Below are 15,627 nucleotides of genomic sequence, written 5' to 3'. Positions count from 1 at the left end.
CTCCGCGACACCAGCAGGCTCGGCCGATCCCGTGAAACTTCACTTCTGACGTAAGAGGACACAGCTATGACTACTGCACGTCGCTCCCTTCGCCCCCGGCGCTCCTGCCTGGCCGTACCGGGCTCGAACCCCCGCTTCCTGGAGAAGGCGCAGGGCCTCCCCGCCGACCAGGTCTTCCTCGACCTGGAGGACGCGTGCGCGCCGCTGGCCAAGCCGGAGGCGCGGCACACCATCGTCAAGTTCCTCAACGAGGGCGACTGGACGGGCAAGACCCGGGTGGTCCGCGTCAACGACTGGACGACCGAGTGGACCTACCGGGACGTGGTGACGGTCGTCGAGGGCGCCGGCCCGAACCTGGACTGCATCATGCTGCCCAAGGTGCAGGACGCCCAGCAGGTCGTCGCCCTGGACCTGCTGCTGACCCAGATCGAGAAGACCATGGGCTTCGAGGTCGGCCGGATCGGCATCGAGGCGCAGATCGAGAACGCGCAGGGCCTGAACAACGTCAACACCATCGCGCAGGCCTCGCCGCGCATCGAGACGATCATCTTCGGCCCGGCCGACTTCATGGCGTCGATCAACATGAAGTCCCTCGTCGTGGGCGAGCAGCCGCCCGGCTACCCGGCGGACGCCTACCACTACATCCTGATGAAGATCCTGATGGCCGCCCGCGCCAACGACCTCCAGGCGATCGACGGCCCCTACCTGCAGATCCGCAACGTCGACGGCTTCCGCGAGGTGGCCGGCCGGGCCGCCGCGCTCGGCTTCGACGGCAAGTGGGTGCTGCACCCCGGCCAGGTGGACGCCGCCAACGAGGTCTTCTCGCCCTCCCAGGAGGACTACGACCACGCCGAGCTGATCCTGGACGCGTACGAGTACTGCACCTCCGAGGCGGGCGGCAAGAAGGGCTCGGCGATGCTCGGCGACGAGATGATCGACGAGGCCAGCCGGAAGATGGCGCTGGTCATCGCGGGCAAGGGCCGCGCGGCCGGCATGCGGCGCACCAGCACGTTCGAGATCCCGGAGGGCTGAGCGGCATGCAGTTCGGACGGACCTACGAGGAGTTCGAGGTCGGGACGGTGTACAAGCACTGGCCCGGCAAGACGGTCACCGAGTACGACGACCACCTGTTCTGCCTGTTGACGATGAACCACCACCCGCTCCACATGGACGCCAACTATGCGGAGAGGACGACGGACTTCGGCAAGAACGTCGTCGTCGGGAACTACGTCTACTCCCTCCTGCTCGGCATGTCGGTGCCGGACGTCTCCGGCAAGGCGATCGCCAACCTGGAGATCGAGTCGCCGTAGACCGTGTCGCCGTGGAAGGTGGGCGCCACGGTCTACGGCGAGACGACCGTCCTCGACAGGTGGCCGTCCCAGTCGAAGGACGACCGCAGCATCGTCCACGTCGAGACCCGGGGCTACAAGCAGGACGGCACGCTCGTGTGCACCTTCCGCCGCAAGGTGATGGTCCCCACGAGACGTACATCAACTGACCAAGGCAACCGCCGAGGTGGTCGTCGAGGGCCCGCAATGAGCGGCTCAGCCCAGGCAGATCACCGGCCCGGCACCCAATTCGACGTCCTTGCCGTCGGCGCGGGACACGCTGGCGTCCAAGTGGCGGCCATCCTCGCCTCGTCCTTCGAAGGCAGCACCGGGCTCCTGTCGGCCGAGCGGTGCGAGCCCTACGAGAGACCGCCTCTGACCAAGGGGTTCCTGGCCGGCGACGTCACCGCGCCCGGGCTCCTGCTCCGACCGTCGACCTTCTGGCAGGACTCCGGGGTCACTCTGCTCCTCGGCCAGCACGTGACGACGATCGACGCCGAGGCACACGTGGTGGTCACCTCGCACGGCGACCGGTTCGCCTACGCCCGCTTCGTGCGGGCCACCGGCACCGACCCGGTGCGCATCGACCTCCCGGGCATGAAACTGCCAGGGGTGCACGAGCTGCGCACCCTCAAGGACACCGTGCGGTTCCGCGTCAACGTCGGGCCGGACACCAAGGTCATCGTCACGCGAACTCGTCGTGATCGACTGCTGGTTCCCCAGCAGCAAGCTGTGCGGGAACTGCGGAACGGTCAGTGGGAAGCTGCCACTGAACGTCCGCCAGTGGACGTGCGACTGCGGCACCGTGCACAACCGCGACGTGAACGCGGCACGCAACATCCTGGCCGCCGGGCTGGCGGCGTCTGCCTGTGGAGACGGTGTAAGACCTCAGCGGGAGTCCTCCCGGACGGGGCGGTCGTCGGTGAAGCAGGAAGTCCAGCGGGTGACCGCTGGAATCCCCCACCTCTAGGCGGGGGAGGAAGCAATCGATGCTGCTGCGTCTTTCCACGCGTTCCGCGGGACGCTCACCTACAGAGGTCATGGCGGAGTGCTGGCCGTCGAGCTCCGTGATCCGCGGGTGTATGTGGCCGCCGGCGGACGCGGCACCGTCTCGGTGGCGCCCGGTGCTGGCCGGACGGGGAAGCGGCCGGTGATCGCCGCGTTCGCCGAGCGCGAGGTCGTGGAGCGGCGACTGCTCGTGCCGGCGCCGCGGCTCACCTGGACCGGCGTGACCATGCTGGGCGACGTCTACGAGGTCGTGATCTGCTCGATCCGATCGAGATCGGACCCGATCCGGCGTAGTGCCCTTGGAGAGCGGGCGCCATCGGCGAGTCAGTCCAGGCTCGCCTGCTGCTCGCTCCACTCGGCGACGATGATCTTGGTGTCGATGGCGTGGCTCGGCGGCGCGCCGGGAGTACCGGGGTCGGTGCGGGAGAACCGCGGTGCGGGGGAGGGCTGGACGATGCCGTTTAGGTTGGTGACGACGCGCCGGGCGACGACGTGCTCGTGCTGGCTGGCTTCGTCGAAGGACAGCACGGGCGTGACGCACGCGTCGATCGAAGAGAAGACATCCGTCCAGTGCTGGCGTGGCTTGGCCAGGAACGCTTCGGTCAACCGGGCGCGGAGCGTCAGCCACCCGGACCGGTCGTGCTGGTCGGGTAGGTCCTCCCCGGCCAGCCCCACTCCCTCCAGCAGTCGCTGGTAGAACTGCGGCTCGACGGCTCCGACCGCCATGTAGCCGCCGTCGGCGCACTCGTAGGTGTCGTAGAAGGGAGCGCCTCCGTCGAGGAAGTTCTCGCCACGCCTGTCGTTCCACGCCCCGCCGCCGTACATCGACCACAGCATGTGCGCGAGCATGCTCGCGCCGTCGATCATCGCGGCATCGATGACCTGGCCGGCCCCGGAGCGCTCACGCTCCCACAGCGCCGCCAGGATTCCGGTGAGGAAGAACATCGAGCCACCGCCGTAATCACCGATGAGGTTCAACGGTGGCACGGGGCGCTGGCCGGCGCGCCCGACCGCGTTGAGGATGCCCGCGATCGCGAGGTAGTTGATGTCGTGTCCCGCCCGGCTCGCCAGCGGCCCGTCCTGTCCCCATCCGGTCATCCGGCCGTACACGAGGCGGGGGTTCACCTCGTAGCAGTCCTCGGGTCCGAGCCCGAGTCGCTCGGCAACGCCGGGGCGGTATCCCTCGATGAGCACGTCCGCGCGGGCCACCAGTTCCAGGACGGTTGCCCGATCAGCGGGCGACTTCAGATCGGCGGCTACCGTGCGTCGTCCACGCAGCTGTTCGTTGCGACCCTGCGCGCCCAAGCCGAAGGGCCTGTCTGGACGCTCGACACGGACCACGTCGGCGCCGAGATCGGCAAGGATCATGGCGGCGTGCGGGCCGGGCCCGATGCTGGCCAGCTCGACGACGCGGAGACCGGTCAGCGGTCCTGTCATGACGTACCTCGATCCGCCCGGAGGCGATAAATCTCGCGGGTTGAATGGTGTGCGGTCTGATCTTCCGAGCCTGGAGCCTCAGGCGAGCCTGGGGCCCCAGGTGTGGAGGCGGTCCTCGGCGAAGTCACCCTTGGGTGGCTGCTGGCGTGCCCGCCAGGTTGCGGAGCACCTGATCGATGAACGCGGTGAGCACGGCGCCGGAGTCGATACTGTCCGGGTCCAGCTTCCAGAGGTACCCCACCCCCCGCAGCTGCGCGACGATGACCGCTGCCTGCTGCTCGGGGTCGACGCCGTGGACGATGGAACCGTCCTTCACGCCGTTTCTGATGTAGTTGGCGATGCGGGACCGCTGCTTCTCGTGGAAGGCGACGAATCGCTCCCGCAGCTCGGGAACGGGGCCGACGGCTTCGAAGATCAGTGCGTAGAGAACGGCCAGAGACCGGGGGCTTTTCTCGTACGCGTCCTTGATCTCGGTCAACAGCACGCGCAGCGCGTCGAGACCCGTCAGCCCGTGCAGCTCTGGCTCTACCTTCTCCACGTCCCAGCGGACGACGATCTCCTCGACGAGTGCCTCGAGCAACTTGCCCTTGGAGCCGAACCGGGCAGTCGCGAGACTGCGGCTGTACCCGGCGCGTTGGCCAACCGTGGCCAGGGTCATCGACTGATACCCGCCCTCGGCCACAAGGTCGCCAGCAGCGCGGAGGAGGAGACGGGTAGAACGTTCGGAACGGACCTGATGACCGTTCAGTGCCTGATCGGTTTCCATGCCACAATGCTAGTTCGTTGACCAACAAAAAAGGACAGCTTTTTGGACATCAAGACCGCTTCGGTCGGCTCGGGTAACGGCGTTTCGTCGGCATCCTGTGCTCATCGGAAGGGAGTGGGGGGCAGGAGCCGGTCGGAGATCAGTCGCTGCATGATCTCGGAGGTGCCTTCGAAGATCTTGGTGAGGCGGGCGTCGCGCCAGTAGCGCTCAATTGGGAAGTCGGTGGTGTATCCGGCGCCCCCGTGCAGCTGCAGTGCCTCCGACGTCACGCGCTCGGACATCTCCGCCGCCGTGTACTTCAGCATCGCGGCTCGCATGTCGGACGCTTCGCCGGCGTCGACGTCGGTGGCCACCTCGTACATCAGCGCGCGACACAGCTCGATCTCGGAGGCCATGGTCGCGATCTTGAAGCGAGTTGCCTGGAAGTCACCGATGGCGTGACCGAACTGCTCCCTCTCCTGGACGTATCTGATTGAATCCTCCAGCGCGCCACGCGCCAGGCCGATCGAACGTGCCGCTGTGTGGATGCGGGGCGTCAGCATGCCGTCGGCGACGCGCTTGAAGCCTCCGTCGGGGCCGTTGGCGTCCTGCTCGTAGCCGAGCAGGCCGTCGTCCGGCACGAAGCAGTTGTCGAAGGACAGCTCGAAGGTGTGCCATCCGTGGTAGCCGATCTTGCGGACGGGTGTCCCCGTGCAACCCGCCGGGAACTCGCCGGGGTTCTTGTAAACGATGAACCGGCGAATCCCCTCGCGCCGGCGCGCGGGGTCGTACGGCGTTGTCCGAGCGACCACGAGGATCCCGTCGGCCTGGTCGGCGAACGTGCACCACATCTTCTGCCCGTTGATCACCCAACCGCCTTCGACCTTGTCGGCCCGGGTGCGGATGGATGCGATGTCTGAACCCGCGCCGGGCTCACTCATCGCGAATGCCCCCAGCCACTCGCCACGCGCGGCCCGAGGAAGGATCGCAGCTCGCTGGGTGGGGTCCAGAGCGGCGGCGATGCCAGAGCGCGTAATGATGCTGGCGACGCTCATCCAGGCCCGGGCAAGCTCCTCGGTGATGAGCGCGTACTCGAAGACACCGAGGCCCAGGCCACCGTGCTCTTCCGGGATCAGGATCCCGAAGAAGCCAAGATCCGCCATCTTGGCACGCAGCGAGGCGGGGATCAGCCCGCGCTCCGGATCGAGCTCGTTCGCGACCGGGAGCACCTCGCGCATGGCGAAGTCACGGGCCATCTCCTGGATGGACTCGCGCTCCTCGGTGCGGTAGGCGAGCGGAATCCTGGGCCGCGGATCGACCAGCGGGTGTTTCACGAGCGACCCCACATTCATAGTTTGTCGACTAGCAATTTTGGCCGACTCTAGCTGTTGTCTCTAACGACAGCAAGCCCCCTCGCTCGCTCCTTCGACGATCGCCGCAGTCTCTGCCGACGCCCGCAGGGAAGCAGGGTTGCTGGTTGACAAACTTTCCACCTGTCGGCTTTCCTGGGCCGCCACGACGTGTGGCGTTGGCAATGGCGTTGGCCCGACGAAGCGACAGCAGTGGTGAGCTGAACTCGGCAATGAAGCGGCCTGGGGCTCGGTCCTGGCCGACGCGCGGCCCGTGGCCCCGCGTCACCCCTCCCGACGTGCGGCGCCCGGTCGGGAATCCGCGGCACCGGCAATCACCACGGATCCTGGGAGAAGGGCGACCTGCATGAAGAAATACACCGAGTTCTGGACCAACCTCACCTCCAAGGATCCCCGCCAGGCATTCGCCGAGGCGGCGAAGCTCGAAGCCGACGGCTGGGACGGTGCGGTGATGGTCGACTCCCCATGCATGTTCCCCGAGGTCTGGGCCTGTCTCGCCGTGTGTGCCCAGGCGACGAGCCGAATGAAGCTGGCCACTGAAGTCACGAACCCCATCACCCGGCATCCGTCAGTCACGGCGGCCGCTGCCGCGTCGCTGCAGATGATCTCGGACGGCCGCGCCGTCCTCGGGGTCGGACGAGGGGACTCCGCGCTGGCCTACGTCGGCGCGTCATCCATGCCGATCTCGGCGTTCGAGCACTACCTCGAGGTCCTGCAGACCTGTCTCCGTGGCGAGATGGTCGACATGGAGGACGCCAGTGCCATGGTCGTGAACGCCAAGGCGGGGGTCACGACCTGGCCATCGGTGCGGGGCCGGCCGGCAGCAGCCTGAGGTGGCTGGCGGACTACGACCTGCCCAAGGTCCCGGTCGAGTCGTTCGCGACGGGACCGAAGGCGATCGCGTCGTCGGCCCGCACCGCGGAGACGGTCATCCTGGGGCTCGCGGCCGAGATCAACCGCGTCGCCTGGGGCGTCGACCTCGCCCGCACGGCTGCCCAGGAGGCCGGCCGGGAGGTCGGCGTGGGATGTGTCGTCGTGGCGATGCCGCAGGAGGACATCCGGGTCGCTCGTGACCTCGCGAGGCCGACGATCGCCACGATGGCGCGATTCTCGGTCATGAACAAGAAGGTCATCGGCCCGGCCACGAGTGACCAGGCAGAGACGATGCTCAAGCTCGCCGAGGTCTACGACATGAACAAGCACGGCGACGCGGCGGCGCAGACGCAGGTACTGAGCGACGAGTTCGTCGATCAGTTCGGGATCGTGGGAAGCGTCGATACCTGCGTCGACCGAATCAAGGAATTCGTGGACCTGGGCCTCGAGCGGATGACCTTGTGGATGCCGCACACAAGAACTCCTGAAATGGCTCACTCGTACGACCTCTTGGTCAACGAGGTGCTGCCGCGAGTCCGCGCTCGCTGAGCGCAGTCCGCGTCCGTTGACCCACCAGGATCCGCCTGGCCCGCCGCCCGGGGACGTTCGGCGACGCAGACCGGGCTCGCTGCTTTCCGACCCAGCGGCGGAGCCGCGTCGCCGGCCTGCACCCCACACCGACGGCTACCGCCCTCCCCCGCTCCCGCAGATCGACAAGGCATCAACTACCGCGAGGGTGGACCACACGCTTGGCGGCACGTCTGATCGAAAAAATTTAAGAAATTAGGTGGTTGACAAACTATGAACGGCCGACAACGATTCCCGTCACGCGCCTCACTTGTGATGCACCTCGCATCGAGGGCTCATCCCAGTCGCTCGGGACGGGCGGGCAGGTGTCCACAGGCCGATACCAGGAAGGAAAACTCATGCGAGCTGCAGTCATCAGGGAGGGCGGCGAGAAGTTCGAGATCTCGAACGTGACCATCGACGAGCCGATGGAACAGGAGGTGCTCGTGGATGTTCGGGCGCCCGGTCTGTGTCACAGCGACACCACCGTCGCCAAGATGGGGATGGGCGTTGGCATGCCGATCGTCCTGGGGCACGAGATTGCCGGGGTCGCCGCCGTCGGATCGGCCGTCTCCCGAGTCAGCGTCGGTGACCACGTCGTGGCAGCAGCCGTGCAGCCGTGCGGCCAGCGCCGAGCGCGCCCGAAGGGCAGCCTCTGGGCCTGCCCGAACCCGGACACGCTCAACCGCGACCCGAGCGCTGTACCCCGCCTGCACGACGAGAGCGGCTCGATCGGACAGCTCCAGGGCCTGGGCGGCTTCGCCGAGCAGGCGTTGATCCACGCGAACCGGCTGGTCGCCATCGACCCCGCAATGCCGTTCGAGCAGGCATCACTCATCGGCTGCGCCGTCGCGACCGGTGGCGGTGCCGTGTTCAACGTCGCGAAGGTGGAGCCCGGTCAATCGGTGGCTGTGTTCGGCTGCGGCCGCGTCGACCTGAACGCGATCCAAACAGCAGTGCCGGCCGGCGCGACGCGCATCATCGGCGCCGACATCCAGCCCGACAAGCTGGAGCTGGCCAGGAAATTCGGCGCGACCGACATCATCGACTCCAGCCAGGTCAACGTGGTCGAGGCCATCGGCGAACTGACCGAGTCCGACGGCGTCCACCACGCCTTCGTGACGGTGGGTCCCGGCCGTGGCCGAGTCGGCTCTCAGGGTCCTCGGTCACGACGGCACCGTGTACCTCATCGGCAGCATGTCACCGGGCGCCGAGCTGACCCTCCGCACTTCTCCCGCCGAGAGCCTGCTCCTGCCGTACCAGCAGGGGGCGTGGCTCGGTTCATCGGACTTCTACCACGACATCCCTCTGTACGTGGACCTCTACCTCAGAGGGTCACCTCAGCCTTGACGACCTGGTGCCCCGGTCCATCGTCCTCGACGAGGTCAACGATGCCTACGAAGCGTTGGAGGGCGGCGGCCTCGCCCGCAGCGTGATCGTCCTCCCAGCTCGATCCTGACCGCACCGGTCACCCGTTCACCGTACAGCTCGACTCCCTCCTTGTCCGGGGTATTCCGCTCGCTGCCCGTCCCGTCCTGGTGCGCGGCTCTGCCGACCCCGACCACCTACCGACCGCAAGGAACAGCCGTGAATGTCACGAACGCGCTCGAACTCCACCGGGCGGTAGCCGCAGAAGTGCTACCCGAGCCGTCCCTCCACATCGCCGGCTCGGCGGTCACCAGCACCGATCGCGGCACTCTCGACCGGATCGACCCCACGACAGGGCAACTGCTCGCGTCGTTCCCCATCGCCGGCGAACGGGAGGTCGACCAGGCGGTGCAGGCGGCCCGCAAGGCGTGGCCCGCATGGCGGCGGATGGCGGCGGACGAGCGTCGCCGGATCCTGTGGAACATCGCCCGGGCGATCGAAGCCCACGAGGATGAGCTCAACAAGATCGTCGCACTGGAGACGGGGGTGCCGCTCGCCGTCGGTGGCATGGCGATGGCGATCGACCATTTTGAGTACTACGCCGGCTGGGTCGACAAGTTCGAGGGTGTGCTCATCAGCACCTACCCCGGCAGTGCCCTCGACTACGTGAAGTACGAGCCCTACGGCGTCGTCGATGTCTTTGTCCCGTTCAACGGGCCCATCCCCAACGCCGCGATGAAGCTGGCGCCGGCGTTCGCGGCTGGCAACTGCGTGGTCCTCAAGTCGCCCGAGCTCAGCCCGTTCGGAGTCATGCGACTGGCTGAGATCTGTCGCGAGGCTGGACTGCCTGACGGCGTGCTCAGCGTTCTGTCAGGTGATAAAGAGACCGGCCAGGCCATCATCCGCCACCCCGACGTCGCAAAGGTCGCGTTCACGGGCGGCGGTGCCGTCGCGCGCAGCGTCATGGCGGTCGCATCGGAGTCGCTGACCCCTGTGGTGCTCGAACTCGGTGGCAAGTCCGCCAATCTCATCTTCGAGGATGCCGACCTGGATGCGGCGGCGCAGATGGCGGCAATGATGAGCGCAGTGATGCTCTCGGGCCAGGGTTGCCTGTTCCCGACCCGCCTGATGGTGCAGGAGTCGGTGTACGACGAGGTGATCGAGCGGGTTGCGGCCGTCACCACGAGCGCGACCATCGGCGACCCGCTGGATCCGAACGCCCTGATGGGCCCGGTGATCAGTGAAGACGCTGCTGACCGGATCTTGTCGATGGTTGACGCGGCCCGGAAGGAAGCCCGTGTCGTCACCGACGGCGAGCGAATTGATACCGATCTGGGTGGGAACTGCTTCGTCCGACCGACGGTCCTCGCCGACGTCGACAACACCAGCAGCATCGCCCAGCAGGAGGTTTTCGGGCCGGTTCTCGCGATGATGCCGTTCAAGGACGAGACCCAGGCTCTCGGGATGGCAAACAGCACCGAGCACGGGCTGGCCGCCTACGTCCACACCAACAACCTGAAGCGCGCACATCGGGCCGCCGATGGTTTGGTCGCGGGCTGGATCGGGGTGAACAGCTTCCCGCCCATGGCGGCAACGGCACCGTTCGGCGGGGTCAAAGCATCGGGCTTCGGTCGCGAGGGCGGCCGGGCAGGCATCGAGGAATACGTCTACCAGAAGACGTCTACATCCCGCTTCCCTAGGAGCGAGCAAGGAAGCAGAGGCGTAGTCATGGAAACCAGCGGAAGAGCACCGCGGCTTGGGCTGAGGGCGGTTCCCGGAAGGAGCACATGTTGACCAGTCACTCTCACGGCCCGGAGCCGGCCGTGCCGGACGCCGATGCTGTCGCCGTCACCGAGCTCATCGCCAAGCAGAAGTTGTACGAGAACCTGGCGCTTTACTGCCGTGGCCAGGACCGCAAGGACCTCGAGCTGATGAAGTCCACGTTCTGGCCCGAGGCCACGGACAACCATGGAATGTTCGTCGGATCGGCTCACGAGTTCTGCGAGTGGGCCTACGAAAACCAGAAGACCACCAAGCATCGATCACACCACTACATCACCAACGTGCTGATTGAGCTCAACGGGAACGTCGCGAAGCGGGAGAGCGCTGTCATCTATGTGATGGTCCGACCAGATGGCGGGCCGACCGACATCATGGGCGGACGCTACCGCGATCTCTGCGAGCGACGCGGCGGTGAGTGGAAAGTACTTCGCCGCGTCGTGATCTTCGATCATGTCGCCCAGTTCACCACCACCGAAGAGCTCGGCGCCGTCTTCGGCGGCATCCCAGAAACAGCGCGTCTGGGCGACGTCTACCCGAACGATTCCATCTATGAACGCGAGTGGTGAGGGACGCCCCTGACGGTGGCAGTCGGGGCCCGGGCGCCTTGGGTCAGCGGACACGGGCGCCACATCCTCGGACGTGCCCGCCGTACGGGGCCGGCCAACCGAGACAGTTCGGGGAGATGCCATAACTACCGCATCACACAAGCAGGGTATCCGCACCGTCGTGTCCAGCGTGTTGAGCACGGCCGTGGAGTTCTCCGAATTCGCGATCTATGGGTTTGCGGCGTCGCACGTCTTACGGCCTTAAACGCCGGAGTCTGGACCCTCACTCTCTCCCTGACCCACCAGATTGCCGCATGTCTGGAATCTAGGCGCAGATCTACATCTACGAGTTGTTTTTCCCGGATCGAGACTCCGTTCGGTGGTGCTACAAGGCCAGCGGCTCCGGTCGCCAGAAGGACCGAAGAGGAGATGATTCGGTTTAGACGGCTCGACGGGAGATGCTGTGACGATTTCACTCCGCCAATTGTTATGGGTTGCGGGGATGCGTCCTTCGTGAATTCCTGGAGAAAGTGGACGCCATTTAAGCGTCAGACGCGAATTTTCTACGAGTGATTGGTTGCAATCATGTCTCTATCCAACGAACCACAACCGGCTGGGGGCCGCGAGGTGGCGGAGTGGAAAAACGGCGGTCGAACGGCGGCCTTCGCCCTCTTCGGGTACGGGGCTGGGCCAGTTCTCCTCATCATCACTGCGAGCGTATTCGTCAGACCGACGATGGAGGCCACCGGCTGGAGTACCAGCGAAGTGCTCGTGTCGCCGGTGCTTGTTTTGCTGCTCTCCGCCTGCGGGCCGATCGCGGGTCGGCTCGCAGACCGGTGGGGTGCCCGGAAGACGATCATTGCGGGACTCGTCCCGTTCAGCGTGATTCTCACCTTGTTCGCACTGCTGCCGATCAACAAGGTGACATTCTACGGGCTGGCATTGGCCAGTGGGATCATTGGCTCATTCGCGTACATGGTTCCGTTCAATCGGGCCGTCGTTTCGTGGTTCGACAAAGGAGCGGGTAAGGCATTCGGTTTGGTCGGGAGCGGCTCGGCGGTGATGGCCCTGATCGCCACGCCGATTGTGACGCTTGCGATCTACAATTTCGGATGGCAGGCAGGCTACCTGGTCCTCGCCGGGTTTGTGCTGCTGATTTCCCTGCCGGCCGTAGTCTTCGGCATGCAGGATCGTCTGCGCACCAACGAGGTACACGGCTCGTCGGCGGAGAGCCCCGACGCCGCACGCAGTGTGAAGCAGGTGCTCCGCACGCCCCGGTACTGGATCTTCTCGTTCAGCATATTTGCGGTCACCACTGCAACAACGGGATATCTTGCGCACTTGCAACCGATCTTGCTCGATAGCGGATTGAGCGTGGCGGTCGCCACCACAGTGACCACGTTGTACAGCGTGGGGACGATCGCCGGCCGACTGCTTGGCGGTACTCTGCTTGACTTCTTTCCTCGGCGGAAGATAGCGGTAGCAGTCTCGATCTTGCTGGCGGCGGCATTCGGCTCCTTGGTGATGATTGCAACCGGGTCCGTCCCGATCTTCATCATCGCGATCGCGGTGATTCTGGTAGCCCTCAGTCAGGGCGCCGAGGCGGATATCGGCGCCTATTTCGTGGCCAAGGAATACGGGCCGCGCAACTTCGGAACACTGTATTCCACCGCCCTGGCGCTCAGCGGGGTGGCAGCCGTGGCCTCTCCCTATGCCTTCGGGGCCATTCGCGATGCGTCGGGCAGCTACATGTGGGCGTGCGTTGTCGGTGCGGGAGGACTGGTGCTTGCGGCGCTTTCCGTCCTCGTCTTCGGCATGACCGGTTCGCGCGATCCCGACCCGGCGTCTGAGCCGCCAGAGCAGTCATCCGACCGGGCACCGACGGCGACGAGCGAGGCATAGGTCGAGCGCCTCGTGAAGGCTGTCGGCAACAGCGCATCGGCACTTGGTGCAGGGCTTCGGTGCAGTCGGATGACGTCCGGTTTGTGATCATCCGAGGCCGTGGAGTGCGAGTGGCCGTCGGGGGTCGCGGGCGTTGTGCTGGTCGTCCTGCCACGACGTTGGTGGCGCCGGACAGCTTCAGGGCGCCGACGGTCAGGGTGCGCCAGGTGGTCATCGCGCGGGCAGGGGCTTTGAGAAGTCCCGAAGTGGACGGGATCGGTGAGTGGGGCGCCGACGCATCGCAGCGCGTACTGGGCCGGCTTGGGTTCCGGTCCAGTACGCGTTGACCGGGCGGGTCTGCCTGCCGCACCCCGTCCCCAGCCCAGCGGCTGCGGTGGCTCCCGTTGGATGGATGAGAAAGACGACGGAACAAACAGGAGAGATGTTGTGAGTCTGAGGATCGTTGTCACTGTGAAGTACGTGCCCGACGCCACCGGCGACCGGCACTTCGCCGAGGACCTGACCGTCGACCGGGACGACGTGGACGGGCTGCTCTCCGAGCTGGACGAGTACGCCATCGAGCAGGCGCTGCGGATCGCCGAGAACGCCGACGACGACGTGGAGGTCACGGTCCTGACGGTGGGCCCGGAGGACGCCAAGGACGCGCTGCGCAAGGCGCTGTCCATGGGCGCGGACAAGGCCATCCACGTGGAGGACGAGGACCTGCACGGCACCGACGCGATCGGCACCTCGCTGGTGCTGGCCAAGGCGATCGAGAAGGCCGGGTTCGACCTGGTGCTCTGCGGCATGGCCTCCACCGACGGCGCCATGGGCGTGGTGCCCGCCCTGCTGGCCGAGCGCCTCGGCGTGCCGCAGGTCACGCTGCTGTCCGAGGTCTCGGTCGAGGACGGCACCGTCACCGGCCGCCGCGACGGCGACGCCGCCTCCGAGCAGCTCGAGGCCTCCCTGCCGGCCGTGGTGTCGGTGACCGACCAGTCGGGCGAGGCCCGCTACCCGTCCTTCAAGGGCATCATGGCGGCCAAGAAGAAGCCGGTTGTCTCCTGGGACCTGTCCGACCTGGGCATCGAGGCGGACGAGGTCGGCCTTCAGAACGCCTGGACCGCGGTCGAGGCGGCCGCGGAGCGTCCGGCCCGCACCGCGGGCACGATCGTCACCGACGAGGGCGAGGGCGGCAAGCAGCTCGCCGAGTTCCTCGCGGGCCAGAAGTTCATCTAACGGGCCCGCGCCCGCTTTGTCGCCCCGCAATTCTTCGCACGCAGGAGAGAAGAAGTCCCATGGCTGAAGTCCTCGTCTACGTCGACCACGCAGGCGGCGCCGTCCGCAAGCCCACCCTGGAGCTGCTCACCCTGGCCCGCCGCCTGGGCGAGCCGGTCGCCGTCGCCCTCGGCGCCGGCGCCGAGAACACCGCCGGAGTGCTGGCCGAGCACGGCGCGGCCCGGGTTTTGACCCACGAGGCCGCCGAGTACGCCGCGTACCTGGTGGTGCCGAAGGTGGATGCCCTGCAGGCCGCGGTCGCGGCCGTCTCCCCGGCCGCCGTGCTGGTCTCCTCCTCCGCCGAGGGCAAGGAGATCGCCGCCCGGCTGGCGCTGCGCCTCGGTTCCGGCCTGATCACCGACGCCGTCGACCTGGAGGCCGGCGAGGCGGGCCCGGTGGCCACCCAGTCGGTGTTCGCCGCCTCGTTCAGCACCACCTCCCGGGTCACCCGGGGCATCCCGGTCATCACGGTCAAGCCCAACAGCGCCGCCGTGGAGCCGGCTGCGGCCGCCGGCAGCGTCGAGCAGCTGAACGTGTCCTTCTCCGGGCAGGCGACCGGCACGAGGATCACCGGCCGCACGCCGCGCGAGTCGACGGGGCGTCCGGAGCTGACCGAGGCCGCGATCGTGGTCTCCGGCGGCCGGGGCGTGGGCGGCGCGGAGAACTTCGCGCTCATCGAGGCGCTGGCCGACTCCCTGGGCGCGGCCGTGGGCGCCTCGCGGGCCGCCGTCGACGCCGGCTGGTACCCGCACACCAACCAGGTCGGCCAGACCGGCAAGTCCGTCTCGCCGCAGCTGTACCTCGCCTCCGGCATCTCCGGCGCGATCCAGCACCGGGCCGGCATGCAGACCTCCAAGACCATCGTGGCCGTCAACAAGGACCCGGAGGCGCCGATCTTCGACCTCGTCGACTACGGCGTGGTCGGCGACCTGTTCGAGGTCGTCCCGCAGCTCACCGAGGAGATCAAGGCCCGCAAGGGCTGAGCCTCCGCACGAGACAGAAGGCGTTTCCCATGCAACTCGCCGCGATCATCGTGTCGCTGGTCCTGACCGTGGTCGGCGTCGCGCTGCTCGCCCGCGCCATCGGCCGGTTCGTCCGGTACTTCAGGCTGGGCCAGCCCGTACCCGCCGGCTCCCGGACCGACAACCCCTACCAGCGCAGCGTGACCCTGGTGAAGGAGTTTCTCGGCCACACCCGCATGAACCGCTGGGGCGTCATCGGGGTGGCGCACTGGTTCGTGGCGATCGGGTTCCTGACGCTGCCGCCGACCCTCGCACAGGCCTACGGCCAGCTGTTCCGGGCCGACTGGACACTGCCGGTGCTCGGCGGCTTCCTGCCGTTCGAGATGTACATCGAGTTCATCGGCGTGATGACGGTGATCGGCATCGCCGTGCTGATGGCGATCCGCCTGCTGAGCCTGCCCTCGAGGGCCGGCCGCAAGTCCCGCT

The 15,627-nt window shown here is 66.9% G+C and carries 12 protein-coding genes and 4 pseudogenes; 13 read left to right on the top strand and 3 right to left on the bottom strand.

Annotated elements, in window-relative coordinates; all coding sequences use genetic code 11:
• The first annotated feature begins 66 nt into the window (after window positions 1-66).
• From C1I97_RS03190 to C1I97_RS03180, 4 genes and pseudogenes are all read left to right on the top strand, one after another.
• Window positions 67-1,032 carry an HpcH/HpaI aldolase/citrate lyase family protein gene (locus C1I97_RS03190; protein WP_111001696.1) on the top strand — a complete coding sequence of 322 codons (966 nt, stop codon included), beginning with the start codon at window positions 67-69 and terminating at the stop codon, window positions 1,030-1,032.
• A 5-nt stretch (window positions 1,033-1,037) separates the two neighbouring features.
• Window positions 1,038-1,532: pseudogene (locus C1I97_RS03185) on the top strand (MaoC family dehydratase); the annotation flags it as partial.
• 3 nt (window positions 1,533-1,535) lie between these two features.
• Window positions 1,536-1,955 (top strand): annotated as a pseudogene (locus tag C1I97_RS42635) (FAD-dependent oxidoreductase); the annotation flags it as partial.
• 61 nt (window positions 1,956-2,016) lie between these two features.
• A pseudogene (locus tag C1I97_RS03180) lies at window positions 2,017-2,298 on the top strand (zinc ribbon domain-containing protein); the annotation flags it as partial.
• Between the two features lie 362 nt (window positions 2,299-2,660).
• On the opposite strand, the gene C1I97_RS03175 reads toward C1I97_RS03180, so the two are convergent.
• The 3 genes from C1I97_RS03175 to C1I97_RS03165 all read right to left on the bottom strand — a co-directional run bounded on the left by C1I97_RS03175 (window position 2,661) and on the right by C1I97_RS03165 (window position 5,870).
• Window positions 2,661-3,773 (bottom strand): CaiB/BaiF CoA transferase family protein, encoded by a 1,113-nt coding sequence (locus C1I97_RS03175; RefSeq protein ID WP_111001695.1) that lies wholly within the window; start codon window positions 3,771-3,773, stop codon window positions 2,661-2,663.
• A gap of 124 nt (window positions 3,774-3,897) precedes the next feature.
• A complete protein-coding gene (locus tag C1I97_RS03170) occupies window positions 3,898-4,539 on the bottom strand; it encodes a TetR/AcrR family transcriptional regulator (protein ID WP_111001694.1) in 642 nt (213 codons plus the stop codon).
• A gap of 101 nt (window positions 4,540-4,640) precedes the next feature.
• Window positions 4,641-5,870, bottom strand: a complete 1,230-nt coding sequence (locus tag C1I97_RS03165; RefSeq protein WP_111001693.1) for an acyl-CoA dehydrogenase family protein — start codon at window positions 5,868-5,870, stop codon at window positions 4,641-4,643.
• A gap of 364 nt (window positions 5,871-6,234) precedes the next feature.
• Between C1I97_RS03165 and C1I97_RS03160 the strand changes: the two genes are divergently transcribed.
• The 9 genes and pseudogenes from C1I97_RS03160 to C1I97_RS03120 all read left to right on the top strand — a co-directional run.
• Window positions 6,235-6,720, top strand: coding sequence for an LLM class flavin-dependent oxidoreductase (locus C1I97_RS03160; RefSeq protein ID WP_111001692.1), 486 nt, complete (start codon window positions 6,235-6,237; stop codon window positions 6,718-6,720).
• Window positions 6,609-7,310 (top strand): LLM class flavin-dependent oxidoreductase, encoded by a 702-nt coding sequence (locus C1I97_RS39585; protein ID WP_309147770.1) that lies wholly within the window; start codon window positions 6,609-6,611, stop codon window positions 7,308-7,310. The genes C1I97_RS03160 and C1I97_RS39585 overlap by 112 nt, the downstream gene beginning before the upstream one ends.
• A gap of 377 nt (window positions 7,311-7,687) precedes the next feature.
• Window positions 7,688-8,764 carry an alcohol dehydrogenase catalytic domain-containing protein gene (locus C1I97_RS03150; RefSeq protein WP_111001690.1) on the top strand — a complete coding sequence of 359 codons (1,077 nt, stop codon included), beginning with the start codon at window positions 7,688-7,690 and terminating at the stop codon, window positions 8,762-8,764.
• A gap of 151 nt (window positions 8,765-8,915) precedes the next feature.
• Window positions 8,916-10,490 (top strand): aldehyde dehydrogenase family protein, encoded by a 1,575-nt coding sequence (locus C1I97_RS03145; protein WP_111001689.1) that lies wholly within the window; start codon window positions 8,916-8,918, stop codon window positions 10,488-10,490.
• Window positions 10,484-11,044 carry a nuclear transport factor 2 family protein gene (locus C1I97_RS03140; RefSeq protein ID WP_111001688.1) on the top strand — a complete coding sequence of 187 codons (561 nt, stop codon included), beginning with the start codon at window positions 10,484-10,486 and terminating at the stop codon, window positions 11,042-11,044. The genes C1I97_RS03145 and C1I97_RS03140 overlap by 7 nt, the downstream gene beginning before the upstream one ends.
• Before the next feature lie 564 nt (window positions 11,045-11,608).
• Entirely contained in the window at window positions 11,609-12,925 is a 1,317-nt protein-coding gene (locus tag C1I97_RS03135; protein WP_111001687.1) for an MFS transporter, read from the top strand.
• Between the two features lie 426 nt (window positions 12,926-13,351).
• Window positions 13,352-14,140 (top strand): electron transfer flavoprotein subunit beta/FixA family protein, encoded by a 789-nt coding sequence (locus C1I97_RS03130; protein ID WP_111001686.1) that lies wholly within the window; start codon window positions 13,352-13,354, stop codon window positions 14,138-14,140.
• Between the two features lie 59 nt (window positions 14,141-14,199).
• Window positions 14,200-15,162 carry an electron transfer flavoprotein subunit alpha/FixB family protein gene (locus tag C1I97_RS03125; protein ID WP_111001685.1) on the top strand — a complete coding sequence of 321 codons (963 nt, stop codon included), beginning with the start codon at window positions 14,200-14,202 and terminating at the stop codon, window positions 15,160-15,162.
• Between the two features lie 29 nt (window positions 15,163-15,191).
• A pseudogene (locus C1I97_RS03120) lies at window positions 15,192-15,627 on the top strand (Fe-S oxidoreductase); the annotation flags it as partial.

The sequence above is a fragment of the Streptomyces sp. NTH33 genome (assembly GCF_003236365.1).
Classification (GTDB): Bacteria; Actinomycetota; Actinomycetes; order Streptomycetales; family Streptomycetaceae; genus Streptomyces.
Note: the sequence above shows the minus strand (reverse complement) of the source record. Positions and strands in the feature narration are given on the sequence as shown.

Bases quoted from the DNA above. Each gene is read 5' to 3' on its own strand.
- C1I97_RS03175 (WP_111001695.1), bottom strand. From the start codon at position 3,773: ATGACAGGACCGCTGACCGGTCTCCGCGTCGTCGAGCTGGCCAGCATC.
- C1I97_RS03125 (WP_111001685.1), top strand. From the start codon at position 14,200: ATGGCTGAAGTCCTCGTCTACGTCGACCACGCAGGCGGCGCCGTCCGC.
- C1I97_RS03190 (WP_111001696.1), top strand. From the start codon at position 67: ATGACTACTGCACGTCGCTCCCTTCGCCCCCGGCGCTCCTGCCTGGCC.
- C1I97_RS03170 (WP_111001694.1), bottom strand. From the start codon at position 4,539: ATGGAAACCGATCAGGCACTGAACGGTCATCAGGTCCGTTCCGAACGT.
- C1I97_RS03160 (WP_111001692.1), top strand. From the start codon at position 6,235: ATGAAGAAATACACCGAGTTCTGGACCAACCTCACCTCCAAGGATCCC.
- C1I97_RS03135 (WP_111001687.1), top strand. From the start codon at position 11,609: ATGTCTCTATCCAACGAACCACAACCGGCTGGGGGCCGCGAGGTGGCG.
- C1I97_RS03140 (WP_111001688.1), top strand. From the start codon at position 10,484: ATGTTGACCAGTCACTCTCACGGCCCGGAGCCGGCCGTGCCGGACGCC.
- C1I97_RS03150 (WP_111001690.1), top strand. From the start codon at position 7,688: ATGCGAGCTGCAGTCATCAGGGAGGGCGGCGAGAAGTTCGAGATCTCG.
- C1I97_RS03165 (WP_111001693.1), bottom strand. From the start codon at position 5,870: ATGAATGTGGGGTCGCTCGTGAAACACCCGCTGGTCGATCCGCGGCCC.